This is a genomic window from Furfurilactobacillus siliginis, assembly GCF_001437435.1.
GTDB classification, from domain to species: Bacteria; Bacillota; Bacilli; order Lactobacillales; family Lactobacillaceae; genus Furfurilactobacillus; species Furfurilactobacillus siliginis.
Genome location: NZ_JQCB01000005.1, coordinates 61,006 through 76,581 on the forward strand (window position 1 = coordinate 61,006; position 15,576 = coordinate 76,581).

Here is a 15,576-nt window from a genome sequence, read left to right on the forward strand (position 1 = left end):
GCCCACGTTTTCGCTAGTTAAACTCGTGCTTCAAAAGCGTGTTTGGGACAAAGTGACGTATGTCCTAAACACTTCGTTTTACATAGAAGATAAATGATTTAACATAGACTTAGTTTAGAAAGGACGCATTAATTATGGCTGAAGCAACAAGTCCAATTATTGAATTAAAAGATATCGACGTTACTTTCAAGGAAGCCGATCGTACCGTCAAGGCAGTTAAAGACGTGAACCTCCAGGTCAATAAGGGGGACATTTATGGCATCGTGGGCTATTCCGGTGCGGGGAAAAGTACGTTGGTGCGGGTAATCAACCAGCTGCAACGCCAGTCAAAGGGAACGGTGACGGTTAGCGGTCAGAACCTAGGTAACTTATCCGGCAAAAATTTACGTCAGGCACGCACAAAGATCGGCATGATCTTTCAACACTTTAACCTGATGAACGAACGTACCATTGGTGATAACGTGTTATTTCCCTTGCTATTAGGCTCAAAGCTAACGCGCAAAGAGAAACAGGCCAAAGTTGATGAATTATTAGATCTTGTTGGCTTAGCTGACAAGAAGAATGATTATCCTGCACAATTATCAGGTGGTCAAAAGCAGCGGGTTGCCATTGCACGTGCGTTGGCCAATGATCCAGAAATCCTCATTTCTGACGAAGCAACGTCGGCTTTGGATCCAAAGACAACCGGTGCGATTCTCGAATTGTTGAAGCACCTGAACGAAACGTTGGGACTCACCGTTGTTTTGATTACGCATGAAATGCAAGCAGTGAAAGCAATCTGTAACAAGGTGGCCGTAATGCAAAGCGGTGAAATCATTGAACGAGGCGATTTGCTGACGATTTTCTCGAATCCTACGGAACAGTTGACCAAAGAATTCATTGAAACGTCTTCTCAAATTGACTCGGCCTTGGCAAATGTGGTTGAACAAGCGACCGTGCAAAATCTAGGGGCTGGTGAACAATTAGTTGTGCTCTCTTATGCGGGCGATTCGACAGAGGCACCGTTAATTGCGCAACTGTATGAAAAATTTCATGTAACGCCAAATATTTTATTTGGGAATGTTGAGATTTTGCAGAACACGCCAGTTGGCACGCTTGGCTTAGTGTTAAGCGGTGTGGGGGATGCTGTAGAAACAGCATTAGCTTACGTCGCTCAGCAAGGCGTGCATGTTCGTCGGATTAATGTCGCTGAGTACAGAGCAGAATTGGCACGCAAAGCAGCGGCCAACAATGAGGAGGCAACTGTATGACAACCATTTTAGCAAGTGACTTTTGGTCATCAATCATGCCTAATGTCGTTGAAAATAAAGATGTGTTTATTCAATCAACATGGGAAACCATCTACATGACATTGGTATCAGGTTTAGTCGCCGGTATCCTGGGGATGTTAATCGGTGTCGTGCTCGTCGTGACTGCACCAGGTGGCATTCTTGAAAACAAACCAACGTACTGGATCTTAGATAAGTTAGTCAATATCTTCCGTTCCATTCCATTTATTATCTTACTAGCCGTGATTGCACCATTTACACGATTAGTGGTTGGTACGTCGATTGGGACAACGGCGGCCTTAGTACCATTGACGATTGGCTGCGCACCGTTTTACGCACGGCAAGTTCAAAATGCGTTGGTAGATGTTGATCGTGGGATCATCGAGGCTGCTCAGGCGGTCGGTGCATCACCATTACAAATTATCTTTCGCGTCTATCTGCGTGAGGCATTGCCAGATCTAATCCGGACTTCGGTTGTGACCATCATTAGTTTGATTGGACTAACCGCCATGGCCGGTGCTATCGGAGGTGGTGGCTTAGGAAATACCGCCATCAGTATCGGATACAACCGTTTTGAAAATGACATCACGATTATGGCAATGATCATTATTTTAGCCATTGTTTTCGTCGTTCAAGTCCTTGGGGATTTGTGGGCTCGACGGACGGATCACAGATAATCGTGGCACACAGGTGGGGATTACGTCCTACTGCTCGGGCTTTGGCCTCTGCTTTCGGCGTGATGCCCACCTTTTTTGATGATGCACGCAAGTAATGGCTAACAAATGCCATCCACAAAAAATTGGGCATAAAACCATCGATTTAGGTGCCAGAACGGTTGGTGCACAACACGTCGCGTGGTAGACTGAAGGCAGGATAAATCCTTACCCTAAGCAGCACAATTAAATGTGGTTGAGGTGGTTGAAATGAACTGGAATTCTACAAGGCGTTCGTTTGATTGGTACAGTTTTATTTTAGGTGTGCTATTTGTGATTGCAGCAATTATTGCATTTGTTGATCCAACATCGAGCCTACTGGCGATAGTCGTCATTTTTGGTGTCCTAGCGCTCATAAAAGGAATCTATGAAGTTTGGTTCCATGCCGATGTACAATCGCTACTTGGTCGTTCACCAATTTGGCTACTGGTTATGGGGATCGTTGATATTGTCATTGGTGCCTTTTTAATGCTTCATCTTGGCATTGGGATGCATCTGTTGCCATACTTTTTCGCCAGCTGGTTCATCGTTGACTCGGCGATGGGACTGCTAACGGTTGGTTTATTACAATCATTTGATAAACGTTATTATTGGTGGAGCGTTGCCTTGGATGTACTAGGCCTAATTTTAGGAATTATGTTATTATTCCGGCCGTTAGTCGCAGCGATGGCACTGTCATCATTAATCGGTATTTACTTTTTAATTTATGGTGCGTACCACATTATGCGTGCCTTTTAATGATTGAGGTGTGAGGATGCAAGTAAAGGGTTTTCGTAATCATGGGTTATTATGGCTGGTTGGTGCGGCGGTTATCGCGATTTTATTGGCCGTGGGCGGTGCATTTTGGTATCGCAGTATAACGACCACTAATTACGAGTTAGTCGATGTTAGTCAGCCACTGCAAGCGTCAAAGAAAGTTGTCACAGCGCATGGCGTGGCCTCGTTAACGCACAAACAGTCTACGGTGAGTTCGTTGTCCTTTGGCAAAGACACGGTTGTCGTTACCATGGCCCATTATCAATTTGGGAGTGGTAATAAACAAGTCATGACACCAAAGCATGTTGATCTAGCGATTTATCAGTATGATCGGACACAGTTTGAGCAAACCTACGCGAAGCTACTTGCATCAAAGAAGGCCAATAATGTGGTGGCCTTAAACGGGACAATCAAAGCTGTTAAACCAACAGCAGGTGTGTATTTGCCAACGCTCAGCAAGACTGATCAGCAAAGCTTGAACATGAATACAACCGGCAAGCAAGCCACCTATGCGAAGTTAACCCGTGATTATGCTGCCGCAGGTCGTAAAGTTGGTTATCGCACACACTTTACTGCCAGTACTAGAATGTATCAGGACGCTAAGCATTTAAACGCGAGTCACGTGAAGCAGTTTAAAAATCTTGTCAACGCAGTAAGGTTTCTGAAACCAACGATGGGATCATGATTAAAATTGAAGAGAGTGGGACAAAAGTCGGGTAGTCTGCACAGTGACTTGACTTTTGTCCCACATTTTCACTATTTAAGTTCGTTAAAAAGTGAGATTGGGGCTATGTCCCAATCTCGCTTTTTTGGTTCAAATACCGCCTTTGAGACGTTGTTGCCATATTGTCTTGAAACTGTAAAGACAGGCGATATCTCCCGTCAGTAGGGCGCTGTTTCCGTTGTGTAACGGCGCCAAACGGCTTAATTCCTTAAGTTTTCATGAAATATGCACAGAAATTTGCGATAATAGTGCAAGTAAATTATTTAGCGCCTGGGCTTTTATTTCGGTCCGGATGCAGTAATAAGGGGAATGTACATGCAAACAGGTAAAAGTTCCAAACAAACAGTTAAACAAGGGATTGTCAAAGCAAGTTTGGCAATTGCACTGATGACCGTCGGAGCTGGTTTTGTACAGGCACAAACACAGTCAGCACAAGCTGCATCACACACAGTTTTAGCAACTAAGAAGGCTGCCAAAACAAGCGACTTCTGGGCTGACCACACGTATCAAGGATCATACAATACACAAAGCACCCTAGGTAAAAAGGAAACGCTAAAGAACCAACTACAGGTGACGTTTACAAAAGATGGTCACTACACGCAACAAGTCATCACACGCTTGTCTATGTCTGGGATTCAAGAACAGGTTACAACTGGTAAAGTGACCAAGGCTGACAAGACATTGACGTTGCAACCTGAATCAACGGTTACGGCCGTATACAAGAATAAGGATGATCAAAGCAAACACCAACCAGCTAACTATCATCAAAGCGGTCAAGACTTCGGTAAGAAATTGACCTTTGATGGCAAGGGTCAGCCAGAAGCTTACACGATTCAAAATAAAGACAAGAAGCTGATTGCTGGTAAGCCAACTAAGGGCTTCATGCTTAAAGCAAGCAAAGTAACATTGGTTCAACCAAAAGCTTACGTCGACCAATTACAAAAGTAGTTGTCAAGACTAGCATTTTCACACTGGTAACGGTTACAATTAACTGTGGAGGAGTGATGCGAAATGGCTGATCATGAAAAGAAACACAAACAAAAAAGTGCGGCTGACGTTATCAAAGGGAAGGTCTACGATTACCGGCGGATTTTAGTTGGGGTCGATGAATCTCCAGATGCACAGCTGGCCTATCAATATGCAGTTAAACAGGCTAAAGAGGACAATTCTGAATTAGTCATTGTCAGCATTTTGGAAGAACAAAATGTGAACGTGTTTACGGCATTAAGTAAAGAAATGCTTGATCAACAACGTGCTGATGTTCAAAAGCGGTTGGATGATTACCAAAAGGTTGCTGAAAACTCCGGTGTGAAAGCAGTTAAGACACTGTTAGCCGAAGGTGACCCAGGCGAAACCATCGTTAAGCAGGTGATTCCACAGGTTGAACCAGACCTTGTCATCGTCGGCTCATTGTCACGTCAAGGGGTTGCTAAGTACTTTGGTAGCCAAGCGGCCTATGTGGCTAAATACTCACCAGTCTCAGTGCTGGTTGTTCGTTAAATAGACTTATTTCATCGCTCATCGACAGTTCATTTTGACTGTCGGTGGGCTTTTTTGATGTGAGTGGGACAAAAGTAGACTCCAAGACCAAAAAACAGAAAACAATTTTGACAAATGGTAAATGAACGTTTACCATGAACCCATGACAAAAATAGATCAATCAAAATTAGATGCGTTACAACAATCAGTGTATGACTTGGTTCGCTCAGAAGGAATCGTCAATTTAAGTATGGGGAAGGTTGCTAAGGCGGCTGGTATCTCTCCACGAACAATTTATATTTATTATGACGACAAAGCGGATTTGCTTGGCCAATTATATCTTCAAGCGCAGCAAAGAATTGATTCCGGGCTTATGACGGAACTTGGCAACACAACGGATTTGCTACAGCAGTTAGCAATTATGATTCGACATTATGCGAAGGCATACACACAAATGCCAAATGAGACGGTGTATACGAAGGCAATTGAACAAAATCCGCAACTTGTATCAGCAGTGGTCAAAAAGCATGTGGGTGAAATTGCACCACCGGTTCAGGAGATGTACGAAAATATGCAGGCTGATAACCATTTTTTGCATGCACCGTTTCAAACATTTATGGCAATTGCTGCCGGACCAATGTCGATGATGATTCAAGATGCAATCAATGAAAAACGAGCGATAAAAGAACAAGAAATTAACGATATTATTGCGGCGACATCGATGGCAATAACAGTTTAATTTTTTTAGATCAAGGTAAATGATCATTTACCATTTTTGTCAAAAATAATAAAACGAGGCTGATTATGATGAAACAGGCAATTATTATTACGGGGGCAACTTCAGGAATGGGACGTTATGCGGCACGCAATGTTGCAAACGACAAGATCACAATCCTGGTGGCTAGAAATCAAGATAAGTTAAATGATGTTAAAGAAGAAATTACCGCACAAGGTGGTACTGCAGAGACGATTGTCTGTGATTTTTCAGATTTGGCGAGTGTAAAGCGAGCTGCCGCTGAGATTAAAGCCCTCGGGCTACCAATCGTGGGGTTAGCAAATAACGCTGGCATTCAAACCAGTTCAACAGCGAAGAGCAAGCAGGGGTTTGATTTGACGTTTGCAACAAATTATCTCGGACCGTTTTTATTAACAACATTATTGTTACCCAACCTGGAAGTCGGTGCCCGAGTTGAATTCACGGCATCTGCCGTTGAGGATCCTGATCGTAAGTTTGCGACACGTGCCGGTTTTCGTGGCTCACGACTAGTAACGGTGGCAGATGCTGCCCAGGGAATTTACCGCAAGGGTGGTTCGACCACAGCAGGCTTCGATGCCTATGCGACGTCCAAGCAATGTGTGTTGGCGGCTAGTCTCGTCCTGGCCAAGGAAAATCCAGCGTTAAAAATCAACGCATTGGAACCAGGGATGACATTAGGAACGAACTTGGGTATCAGCGATGCCAATGCTGTGTTAAAGTTTGTGCTTAAATACGGCACCAAGCCTCTGCAATGGCTTTCTCCGTTGCTGAAGAACTTCAGTACACCACGTGTCGCTGGTAAACTGATTTCTAAGATTGTGACATCAGTTGATGAAACAGGTGCTTACTTTGATGAAAAGGGTGGTTTAATGCAACCGTCTGTCCAAATGCAAGATCCCGAGTATGCACAGGAAATCGTAGCTCAGACACGAGCACTTTTGCAGGAAGTTGAATATTAATGTGTTCCTAGGGCTGCGGCTTAATTAAGAACAAAAAATCGCAACAGTCATAAAATGACTGCTGCGATTTTTAATTAACATTGATTTATTGATTAAGCTTTATCAACTGCGTGACCACCAAAACCGTTACGCAATGATGAAACAACCTTACCTGTGAAAGTGTCAGTTTCCATTGAACGGTAACGCATCATCAATGAAAGACCGATAACAGGGGTTGCAACTTGTTGGTTCAAGGCTTCTTCAAGGGTCCACTTACCTTCACCAGATGAGTGCATTGTTCCCTTGATGTTGTCCAAGTTAGCGTCGTTCTTGAAGGCTTCTTCAGCCAATTCCATCAACCATGAACGAACAACTGAACCACTGTTCCAAAGGCGTGAAACTGCTTCGTTGTCGTAGTCGAAGTCGCTGTGTTCCAGAACGTCGAATCCTTCACCGATAGCTTCCATCATACCGTATTCGATACCGTTGTGGACCATCTTCAAGTAGTGACCTGAACCTGGTTTACCAGTGTAAAGGTAACCATTTTCTTGAGCGATACCTTCGTAAAGAGGCTTTAATGTTTCGAAGGCTTCCTTGCTAGTACCACCGATCATGAAGTTACCATCATGACGTGCGCCTGATTGGCCACCTGAAGTACCACAATCGAAGAAGTTGATACCCTTGGCTTCAGCCTTCTTAGCATCTTCAACGGAATCCTGCCAGAAGGAGTTCCCACCATCGATCAGGAAGTCGCCGTCACTAAGTAAGTTAAGCAAGCTGTCGATAGTTGATTCAGTTGGTTTGCCGGCAGGAACCATGACCCACACGATCTTTGGTGATGGTAACTTAGAAACCATTTCTTCCAGAGATTCTGCACCTTCTGCACCAGCAGCAACTGCCTGGCTAACAAAGTCCTTGTTCAAGTCAAAACCAACAACTTCGTTATCGTGGTCCATCATGTTTTCTGCAAGGTTTAGACCCATTTTGCCTAAACCGATTAAACCTAATTTCATCTGAGAAATCCCTCTTTCGGTATTTTTTGTTCTCCTTGATTATATGAAAGCAATTTACAAAAATCAAGCTAAATTTTGTAAAGACTTTTCATGAGAAGAAATGCACAAAGTAGCAGTAACCAAAAATTGAGAAAGTCTAAAGAAGCAAATGTTTTACTGTAACACTATTGTCATTTGTTTGTTACATTGATAAACTGACTTTATTCACGTGGTGACTGGGCCACACACTTAGAAACTTGGAGGCGATTCGATGCAAAGCATGGCGAATCGATCAGTCGAATATTACATGGGGCTGAGTTATCAAGTCATCATCAAGTCTGTGGAAGAGGCGGGAAGTCAACGGTATTTTACCTTGAGTATTCCTGAATTGACGGGGCTAGCTGTTGCAGCAGATTCAATTTCTGCAGGAATTAAAGAACTAGCCGATGCCAAAAAGCGGTGGTTTCAAACAAACCTGCAGCTTAATCGACCCATTCCAGAACCGCAGGCGGATCCAGATGATACGCCCCGGGCCATGTAACTAATGTTGGTTTCACTCCTAAGACGACCTTGGCCGGTCGCCTTTTTTTGTGCACAATTGCAACCCGAACTTGAAACCGTTTTACCCTTGAAATCGTTCAGGGTTAGCTCTATTCTTAGATGAGTTTGACGATTCATCATTTGAATAATTTTACGGAGGGTTAGCATGCTTATTAAACAAGCACTGATTAACAATGCACAGACACCACAGGATCTTCGCATCGAGGATGGTAAGTTCACGGCCATTGAGTCGCACATTGAAGCACGTGCGGATGAACAGGTGATTGATGCAACTGGTAAATTGTTATTACCACCATTTGTGGATCCACATGTCCATTTAGACGCAACACAGACAGCGGGAGATCCAGAATGGAATCAGTCAGGGACTTTGTTTGATGGAATTCGTATTTGGTCAGAACGGAAAAAGACGCTGACCGTTACCGATGTTAAACAGCGTGCAAAAGAAACCTTACGTAAACAGATTGCTAATGGGATTCAGGTGGTTCGCTCACACGTAGACGTGACTGATCCAAGCTTTACCGCGCTGCAAGGCCTGCTTGAGGTAAAGGCGGAAATGGCTGACCAAGTGGAATTACAACTGGTTGCTTTTCCACAGGAAGGAATCCTGTCTTTCCCACATGGCCGGGAGCTAATGGAAGAGGCTGTCAAACAGGGTGCTGATGTCATTGGCGGCATTCCTCACTTTGAGTTCACCCGTGAGTATGGTATTGAATCCCTTCATTATATTGGGAAATTGGCGGAGAAATATGATCGGCTAATTGATGTTCACTGTGACGAAATTGACGATCCGGCGTCACGACACCTAGAAACGTTGGCTACCATCGCGTACGAAACCGGATTAGGCGATCGTGTGACAGCGAGTCATACAACGGCTTTAGGGTCGTACAACAATGCGTATGCTTATAAGTTATTCCGCTTGTTACGGATGGCCGATATTAACATGATTGCCAATCCACTGGTCAATACAAATCTGGGTGGTCGTTTTGACACCTATCCAAAACGTCGTGGAATGACCCGTGTTAAGGAATTAAAGGAAGCTGGTATCAATGTTGCCTTCGGTGAAGACGACGTGCGCGATCCATGGTATCCAATGGGGAATGGGAATATGTTAGATCCAGTTTCAATGGGCCTGCATGTTGGTCATTTGATGGGCTATGATGAGATTAATGCCTCATATCAGTTTGTGACTGAGAATGCGGCTAAAGCACTTCATATCCTGGACCATTACGGTATTGAAGTGGGGAAGCCTGCCAACTGTATTATCTTTAACAATAACGATTTCTATAACACGTTAAATGAACGTTCTGAGGTGTTGTACTCAATCCGTAAAGGAAAGGTGCTGGTTCAAACGACACCCAAGCAGACAACACTGAACTTTTAGAGTAAGAGAGTGGGACAAGTCGGGAAGTCGTGAGCAAGACCTAGAACGGCCGTACGGATTGGGCTTCAATCCGGTAGGGTGTTCGTCCTCTGCACAGCGACTTGACTTTTGGCGCACATTTGTACTATTTAAGTTTGTAAATCAAAAAGCGAGTTTGGGACAACTTTTGTCCCAAACTCGCTTTTTTGTCGTGACGGTAAATTCTAATTCAAGGTCGTGCTTGCTAATTGACTTTATCAGCGCTCTGATTTGAAACGCGCTGATAAAGTCAATTAGCTGTGCCGCCTACGAACCACCTACTGGGTAAACCACCCATACGGCAGTCCTAGGCCGTGCTCGCTAATTTGCGACTTTATCAACGCTCTGATTTATTCTGCCAAGATGCGGTCGATGACGTTTAACACACCATCTTCATTATTACTATCGGTGCGTAGAGGGGCTTGGTTCAACACGTCCTCTGCGGCATTTGCCATTGCGTAGCCGTGGGGTGTCATGGTGAGCATATCCAGATCGTTTTCGTTATCACCAAAACTGGCAATTTCATTACTCTCAATCCCGTAACGTTCCTGTAAGTGCCGTAGACCACTAGCTTTGGAGACGCCGGTTAAACCGATATCTTCTGTGTTAAAGCCAGAGTTCATGGCGCTCAGGGAACTATCCAAGTGTGACAGTAGTTCAGGAATGGCCGACGTTGTATCAACATCCTTCGCAAAGCTAACAGCGATTTTAACCAGCTGATCATCTAATTGCGCTGGGTTGACGGCAAAGAGATCATCCATCTTTTCCAAAGCGTTATAGTAACGACCAATTAGTTTGAAGACTGGATCAGGTGTCATTGTGTCGACATAGGCCCGGTTAACGCCTGATAGGGTCGTCAAGGCCATTGGCTGCGGATAATGAGTTGCTAGTACCTGCAAGGTATTACGCACGAGGTCATCGGGAATCTGACTCGCAAATAACAGCTCGTCACGTGCATGCACGATGGCACCATTATCTGAGATGAAATCCATATCATCTTTAAACGGGGTGAACTGTTCAATCAGGCGTTGATACTGTGAGCCACTAGCTGCGGCAAAGTGAATTCCACGGGCCTGTAGTCGACGAAATTGGGCCGCAAAGCGGTTGCGGTTATAATCATTATCATCATTTAGAAACGTACCATCCATATCGACGGCAATAAGTTTGATGCTCATTGAGAACTCCTTTATAACGGGAATTTGTTAATAACAATATTATTTCAAAAAGTTAGTTGCGATTTGCTTGTATGCAGCAATCAGGTGCAAATAATCGGCTATTTCGACGTATTCATTCACGCGGTGAGCAATGTCCCAGCGCCCAGGGCCTAAGACAATGATTGGAAAGTCGTTGGCAGATTTTGTATATTCGGACGCATCTGTTGCACCGTGAATCACATTTAACGTTGCATCTGAACCAGTGGTATTGGTGACGGCTTCAGCGGCTAATGAAACTAGCTGTGAATGGCGATCAGAGATAACGGGGAAGAAGCTAAAATCAACAATCAGTTTCAGTTGTACATCGTTTTCTTCATTAAGATGATCAATGATTTGTTGCAAACCAGCAATAATTTTATCGTTATCGAATTCAGGAATGGGGCGAATGTTTCCTTCCAGGCGAGCAAAACCGGGGATGGAGTTTACTTGGTCACCGCCGTTGATGACCGTAACGGAGTGAACAACTGGCCCCAACACGTCACTAACTGGTGCGTCGTCAAAGGCATGAGCTTCAGCGTTGATGAACTTAACCAGGTTGGTGATGGCATTCACACCTGCTTCAGGCATTGACGAATGGACTGATTTTCCAACGGATTCGACGGAGTAGTCAATGGATCCGTTATGCGCAAAGATAATTTGGTCGCTGGTTGGTTCGCCAACAATCATTGCGTCCACATGGTCGACATAACCAGCTTGGGTCAATTGACGGGAGCCAGGCGCGCCGTATTCTTCACCAACAGTTGCCAAAAACTGTAATTTACCAGCGCTAGGTAACCCTGCAGTTTTTAGATCAATCAGGGTACAGACCATCGCAGCTAAACCACTTTTCATATCGGCAGTACCACGACCGACCATTTTGCCACTTTCGACATGCGCAGCGAGCGGTGGAAAGTTCCAGTCGTCTGCTTCATTGGCAGCAACTGTGTCTAAATGGCCCGTGAGCATTAATGTTTTGCCAGGCTTACCAGAATCTAGTTCACAAAAAAGGTTCGTGCGGCCATCTGCGTAGGGAATCTTCTTAGCAGTAATGCCATGTGCACTAAGTTCTTCGATGATGCGGTCGGCAACATGTTCTTCGTGACCGTTACGTGAATCAATCTTTACAAGGTCGCTTAGCAGTGCAACTGATTGTGTTTCTTCCATAATATCGTCACCTTTCACTGGTTATTAGTTCATTTATAGCACTATTCGACCAATTATGGGTTAGTTTCTCAGAAACCAGTATTTTAGCCCACTAAAATTTGGGTGTTTCATTAGAATTGTGCAACCGCAAGGCAGTTTTCTAGACCACTTACGATAAATGACGATAGAAACAACCGTTTAAAGCGTTTTACTAAAAATTGGTTTATGAGCAAAAAGGCCCATTTTAATTGTTTTGCCATAAAAATAGGCTTGCCGAAAAATCTGGTAATCAGTATTGTGTAACGCATAGACCAATTGCTTAAATGTGGTTTAAAAACATAATTAATTACGAATGTGAGGACGATACCAATGAATGAAAATACAATCCCTGACCTAGGCGTAGAACTTTATGCGGATGGTGCTGACCTGACTGAAATGGTCGCAGCTTACCAAACCGGTCTAGTTACTGGTTTTACAACCAACCCATCATTAATGCGTGAGGCAGGCGTGACAGACTACGTTAAGTTTGCGCATGAAGCAGTCGCGAAGGTGCCAGACTTACCAATTTCGTTTGAAGTGTTTAGTGACGACTTTGATGAAATGGCGAAGGAAGCTGAAATCATCAGTCACTTTGGCACCAACGTGTTCGTTAAAGTGCCGGTGCTAAATGCGCGCGGTGAATCAACATTGCCATTAATCAGCCAACTTTCAGAAGATGGAATCAAAGTGAATGTTACCGCCGTCTTTACTGAAGAACAGGTGCGGGGTGCTCGCGAGGCGCTGAGTGATGAAACTGGTGGGATTGTTTCCGTCTTTGCCGGACGGATTGCCGATACTGGTGTTGACCCACGGCCACTGATGTCAAAATATGCGGACATCGTGCATTTTAAACCAAACTTGAAGTTACTGTGGGCCAGCCAACGTGAAGTCTTCAATATCATGCAGGCTGCACAAACGCATACCGATATTATTACCTGTACGCCAGCCTTACTGGGCAAACTATCAAACCTGGGTAAACCTTTGGATGAATGCGCCTTAGCAGCTGCCCGCCAGTTCCAAGCTGACAGTAAAGCGTTGGGCATGAGTGTATTGGTTTAATCACTATTTAAGTTCGTAAATCTACGAGAGAGTTTGGGCCAAAATGACTTATGTCCCAAACGCTAAACAAACATAAGAACCTGACCCGGCGGGAATATTGAACCGGGTCATTTTAAATGGAGTGAAAAAAGATCATGATGTTTACGAAAAAAGATATGACAGCGGTCGATGCAATTCGATTTTTAAGTGTCGACATGATTCAACAGGCAAATAGTGGGCATCCTGGGTTGCCACTTGATGCGGCGCCAATGGCCTATGTTCTATGGGAAAAGTTCCTGCAGTTTAATCCTAAGGATACCGATTGGTTGAATCGCGACCGCTTTGTTTTAAGTGCGGGGCATGGATCATCAATGCTATACAGTTTGCTACATTTGAATCAATTTGACTTGAGCATTGATGATTTGAAACAGTTTCGCCAGCTAGGATCTAAAACACCAGGGCATCCAGAAGTGACTGAAACAACAGGGGTTGACGCAACGACTGGTCCGCTTGGGCAAGGTATCGGCATGGCCGTTGGGATGGCGATGGCAGAAAAGCATTTAGCTGCTGTGGTCAATCGCCCAGGCTATCCAGTTGTTGATCATTACACCTATGCTTTGGTGGGGGATGGCGATTTGATGGAGGGCATCAGTCATGAAGCAATCAACCTGGCCGGGGATAAACAGCTGAACAAACTGATTGTCTTGTATGATTCTAACGATGTGTCATTGGATGGACCGTTGAATTTAAGTGCCAATGACACTGTGAGTGAACGCTTTAAAGCCGCTCAGTGGGATTACGAACGCGTCTCTGATGGTAATAATCTGACTGATATTTATGCGGCCATTGATCGTGCCAAAAAGAACGGTAAGCCAACCTTGATCGAAGTGAAAACGGTGATTGGTTACGGGACGCCAGATGCTGGTACAAATAAGGTCCACGGTTCAGTATTAGGTGTGGAGAACGTTGCCAAAATGCGTGAATTCTACGATTGGCAAGCAGCTCCGTTTGAAATCAACCGGGGTATTTATCAAACGTATGCCGATTTTGTTAAGCAAAAGCAACGACGCTATGCAGCTTGGCAACAGATGTTCAGGGATTATCGGAAAAAGTATCCAGCTGTTGCGACAGCCTATTTGGACAACACCTTGGATCTTGATCAAGTGACGCTGGATGATGCCAAATATGCCCAACCGACGGCAACCCGTGCTATCAACGCTGACATCCTGCAACAAATCGCTGCTACCAATGTCAATCTTTGGGGTGGCGCCGCTGATCTGTTTGCTTCTAATAAGACTGCGATTGATGATGCATGTGCATTTACACCGTTGAATCCGAAGGGGCGTAACGTGTACTTTGGCGTCCGTGAATTCGGCATGGCGGCTGCTGTTAACGGAATCAATCTGCATGGCAACACGCGCGCTTTTTGTAGTACTTTCTTTGTCTTTAGCGACTACTTGAAGCCTGCAATCCGGCTGGCTGCCTTACAGCAATTACCATCAACCTTTATCCTGACCCATGATTCATTGGCAGTCGGGGAGGATGGGCCAACACATGAACCGATTGAACAACTAGCGATGCTTCGTAGTATTCCAAATGTAAACGTGATTCGGCCAGCTGATGCGACAGAAACGCTGGGCGCCTGGCAAATGGTCGCTGAAACCGACGATCGACCAAACATTTTGGTGTTGACGCGCCAAAAAGTGCCCGCCTTAGAAAATTCATCAACCGATGGCGTGAAGCACGGTGCGTATGTTATTTCACCTGCACAAGGGGAAGTATCAGACGGCATTTTGATTGCGACCGGGTCGGAGGTTTCACTCGCACTGGCTGCGCAAGAAAGGCTACTTGCAGACGGGTATGATGTCGCCGTTGTGTCTATGCCAAGTATGGAACGTTTCCGTGAACAGTCGGCTGCCTATCAAGAAAGTGTGTTGCCAGCATCTGTCACGATGCGTGTCTCAATTGAAATGAGCAGTGCCTTTGGGTGGGGTGAGTTCACTGGGACCACTGGTCGTAATATGTCAGTCGATACATTCGGTGCTAGCGGGGATGGCAACGCAGTAATGGAACACTTCGGTTTCAACCCACACGCTGTCGTCACCACCTTCGAATCACTGTGGGCGGATGCACATGCGCCATTGTCTGTCTAACTAGGTGGCCGGGGCTGTGTCCTCCAGCGCCAGGCCATTAGCAAGTTCGCTTCGCTCACCGTCGACCAGATGTGACACCTTACCACTACGGGCTTTGCGAAATTCTTCGCAGCCCTTCGTTCTCGGTGTTACATCTGATCTCCATTGCTAATGACCTGGTGCTGGAGGAGTGCTTTGCCCGCCTTGCGGGCAAAGCACAAGTGCAGTGAACGTCGAAGTAAACTCGCCGCCACTATGACTGCAGCGGCCAACGTTCACTCTATGTAATAGTTAACTACAAGTATCAAATAACCGCTCTAACAGTCTACACACAAACTGTTGGGGCGGTTATTTGATGTTGCGTCTGATTTTTACTTTGGCATTAACGGTTGTGCCGCTCGCAAAGCGAGCGACACTCTCCGACAAAACAGGGTAACAGTGACG

Annotated in this window: 15 protein-coding genes; 12 read left to right on the forward strand and 3 right to left on the reverse strand. The window is 45.0% G+C overall.

Annotated features, from left to right (window positions below):
- Positions 1-134: 134 nt before the first annotated feature.
- The 8 genes from IV55_RS04860 (at position 135) to IV55_RS04895 (ending at position 6,656) form a co-directional block, all read left to right on the forward strand.
- Positions 135-1,250: a methionine ABC transporter ATP-binding protein gene (locus IV55_RS04860; RefSeq protein WP_057809909.1), complete on the forward strand. Its 1,116-nt coding sequence runs from the start codon at positions 135-137 to the stop codon at positions 1,248-1,250.
- The gene (locus IV55_RS04865) at positions 1,247-1,945 is read left to right on the forward strand and encodes a methionine ABC transporter permease (protein WP_057809911.1); all 699 of its coding nucleotides are present in this window, start codon (positions 1,247-1,249) and stop codon (positions 1,943-1,945) included. The genes IV55_RS04860 and IV55_RS04865 overlap by 4 nt, the downstream gene beginning before the upstream one ends.
- Before the next feature lie 246 nt (positions 1,946-2,191).
- A complete protein-coding gene (locus IV55_RS04870) occupies positions 2,192-2,719 on the forward strand; it encodes an HdeD family acid-resistance protein (RefSeq protein WP_057809913.1) in 528 nt (175 codons plus the stop codon).
- A gap of 16 nt (positions 2,720-2,735) precedes the next feature.
- Positions 2,736-3,422 carry a hypothetical protein gene (locus IV55_RS04875; RefSeq protein WP_057809915.1) on the forward strand — a complete coding sequence of 229 codons (687 nt, stop codon included), beginning with the start codon at positions 2,736-2,738 and terminating at the stop codon, positions 3,420-3,422.
- Between the two features lie 354 nt (positions 3,423-3,776).
- Positions 3,777-4,409: a hypothetical protein gene (locus IV55_RS04880; RefSeq protein WP_057809918.1), complete on the forward strand. Its 633-nt coding sequence runs from the start codon at positions 3,777-3,779 to the stop codon at positions 4,407-4,409.
- Positions 4,410-4,472: 63 nt separating this feature from the next.
- Positions 4,473-4,961, forward strand: a complete 489-nt coding sequence (locus IV55_RS04885) for a universal stress protein (RefSeq protein WP_057809920.1) — start codon at positions 4,473-4,475, stop codon at positions 4,959-4,961.
- A gap of 142 nt (positions 4,962-5,103) precedes the next feature.
- Positions 5,104-5,679: a TetR/AcrR family transcriptional regulator gene (locus IV55_RS04890; RefSeq protein WP_162260730.1), complete on the forward strand. Its 576-nt coding sequence runs from the start codon at positions 5,104-5,106 to the stop codon at positions 5,677-5,679.
- 65 nt (positions 5,680-5,744) lie between these two features.
- Positions 5,745-6,656 (forward strand): SDR family NAD(P)-dependent oxidoreductase, encoded by a 912-nt coding sequence (locus tag IV55_RS04895; RefSeq protein ID WP_057809924.1) that lies wholly within the window; start codon positions 5,745-5,747, stop codon positions 6,654-6,656.
- Between the two features lie 92 nt (positions 6,657-6,748).
- Here the strand turns inward: IV55_RS04895 and gnd are convergent, their stop codons facing one another.
- A complete protein-coding gene (gene gnd / locus IV55_RS04900; RefSeq protein ID WP_057809926.1) occupies positions 6,749-7,648 on the reverse strand; it encodes a phosphogluconate dehydrogenase (NAD(+)-dependent, decarboxylating) in 900 nt (299 codons plus the stop codon).
- Positions 7,649-7,898: 250 nt separating this feature from the next.
- Here gnd and IV55_RS04905 point away from each other — a divergent pair, with 250 nt between their 5' ends.
- Both IV55_RS04905 and codA read left to right on the forward strand, forming a co-directional pair.
- On the forward strand, positions 7,899-8,168 hold the full coding sequence (locus tag IV55_RS04905) for a type II toxin-antitoxin system HicB family antitoxin (protein ID WP_057809928.1): 270 nt from the start codon (positions 7,899-7,901) through the stop codon (positions 8,166-8,168).
- Positions 8,169-8,333: 165 nt separating this feature from the next.
- Positions 8,334-9,569 (forward strand): cytosine deaminase, encoded by a 1,236-nt coding sequence (codA, locus tag IV55_RS04910; RefSeq protein ID WP_057809930.1) that lies wholly within the window; start codon positions 8,334-8,336, stop codon positions 9,567-9,569.
- 368 nt (positions 9,570-9,937) lie between these two features.
- On the opposite strand, the gene IV55_RS04915 is transcribed toward codA, so the two are convergent.
- Positions 9,938-10,762 carry a Cof-type HAD-IIB family hydrolase gene (locus tag IV55_RS04915; RefSeq protein ID WP_057809932.1) on the reverse strand — a complete coding sequence of 275 codons (825 nt, stop codon included), beginning with the start codon at positions 10,760-10,762 and terminating at the stop codon, positions 9,938-9,940.
- Positions 10,763-10,801: 39 nt separating this feature from the next.
- Positions 10,802-11,944, reverse strand: coding sequence for an ArgE/DapE family deacylase (locus IV55_RS04920; RefSeq protein ID WP_057809936.1), 1,143 nt, complete (start codon positions 11,942-11,944; stop codon positions 10,802-10,804).
- A 348-nt stretch (positions 11,945-12,292) separates the two neighbouring features.
- On the opposite strand from IV55_RS04920, the gene IV55_RS04925 reads away from it, so the two are divergent.
- Together IV55_RS04925 and tkt are read left to right on the forward strand one after the other, a co-directional pair.
- On the forward strand, positions 12,293-13,021 hold the full coding sequence (locus tag IV55_RS04925; protein ID WP_083483939.1) for a transaldolase: 729 nt from the start codon (positions 12,293-12,295) through the stop codon (positions 13,019-13,021).
- Positions 13,022-13,158: 137 nt separating this feature from the next.
- On the forward strand, positions 13,159-15,153 hold the full coding sequence (tkt, locus tag IV55_RS04930; protein ID WP_057810114.1) for a transketolase: 1,995 nt from the start codon (positions 13,159-13,161) through the stop codon (positions 15,151-15,153).
- Positions 15,154-15,576: the final 423 nt, after the last annotated feature.

Coding starts and splice junctions, on each gene's coding strand:
- IV55_RS04860 (WP_057809909.1), top strand. CDS start 135: ATGGCTGAAGCAACAAGTCCAATTATTGAATTAAAAGATATCGACGTT.
- IV55_RS04865 (WP_057809911.1), top strand. CDS start 1,247: ATGACAACCATTTTAGCAAGTGACTTTTGGTCATCAATCATGCCTAAT.
- IV55_RS04870 (WP_057809913.1), top strand. CDS start 2,192: ATGAACTGGAATTCTACAAGGCGTTCGTTTGATTGGTACAGTTTTATT.
- IV55_RS04875 (WP_057809915.1), top strand. CDS start 2,736: ATGCAAGTAAAGGGTTTTCGTAATCATGGGTTATTATGGCTGGTTGGT.
- IV55_RS04880 (WP_057809918.1), top strand. CDS start 3,777: ATGCAAACAGGTAAAAGTTCCAAACAAACAGTTAAACAAGGGATTGTC.
- IV55_RS04885 (WP_057809920.1), top strand. CDS start 4,473: ATGGCTGATCATGAAAAGAAACACAAACAAAAAAGTGCGGCTGACGTT.
- IV55_RS04890 (WP_162260730.1), top strand. CDS start 5,104: ATGACAAAAATAGATCAATCAAAATTAGATGCGTTACAACAATCAGTG.
- IV55_RS04895 (WP_057809924.1), top strand. CDS start 5,745: ATGATGAAACAGGCAATTATTATTACGGGGGCAACTTCAGGAATGGGA.
- gnd (WP_057809926.1), bottom strand. CDS start 7,648: ATGAAATTAGGTTTAATCGGTTTAGGCAAAATGGGTCTAAACCTTGCA.
- IV55_RS04905 (WP_057809928.1), top strand. CDS start 7,899: ATGCAAAGCATGGCGAATCGATCAGTCGAATATTACATGGGGCTGAGT.
- codA (WP_057809930.1), top strand. CDS start 8,334: ATGCTTATTAAACAAGCACTGATTAACAATGCACAGACACCACAGGAT.
- IV55_RS04915 (WP_057809932.1), bottom strand. CDS start 10,762: ATGAGCATCAAACTTATTGCCGTCGATATGGATGGTACGTTTCTAAAT.
- IV55_RS04920 (WP_057809936.1), bottom strand. CDS start 11,944: ATGGAAGAAACACAATCAGTTGCACTGCTAAGCGACCTTGTAAAGATT.
- IV55_RS04925 (WP_083483939.1), top strand. CDS start 12,293: ATGAATGAAAATACAATCCCTGACCTAGGCGTAGAACTTTATGCGGAT.
- tkt (WP_057810114.1), top strand. CDS start 13,159: ATGTTTACGAAAAAAGATATGACAGCGGTCGATGCAATTCGATTTTTA.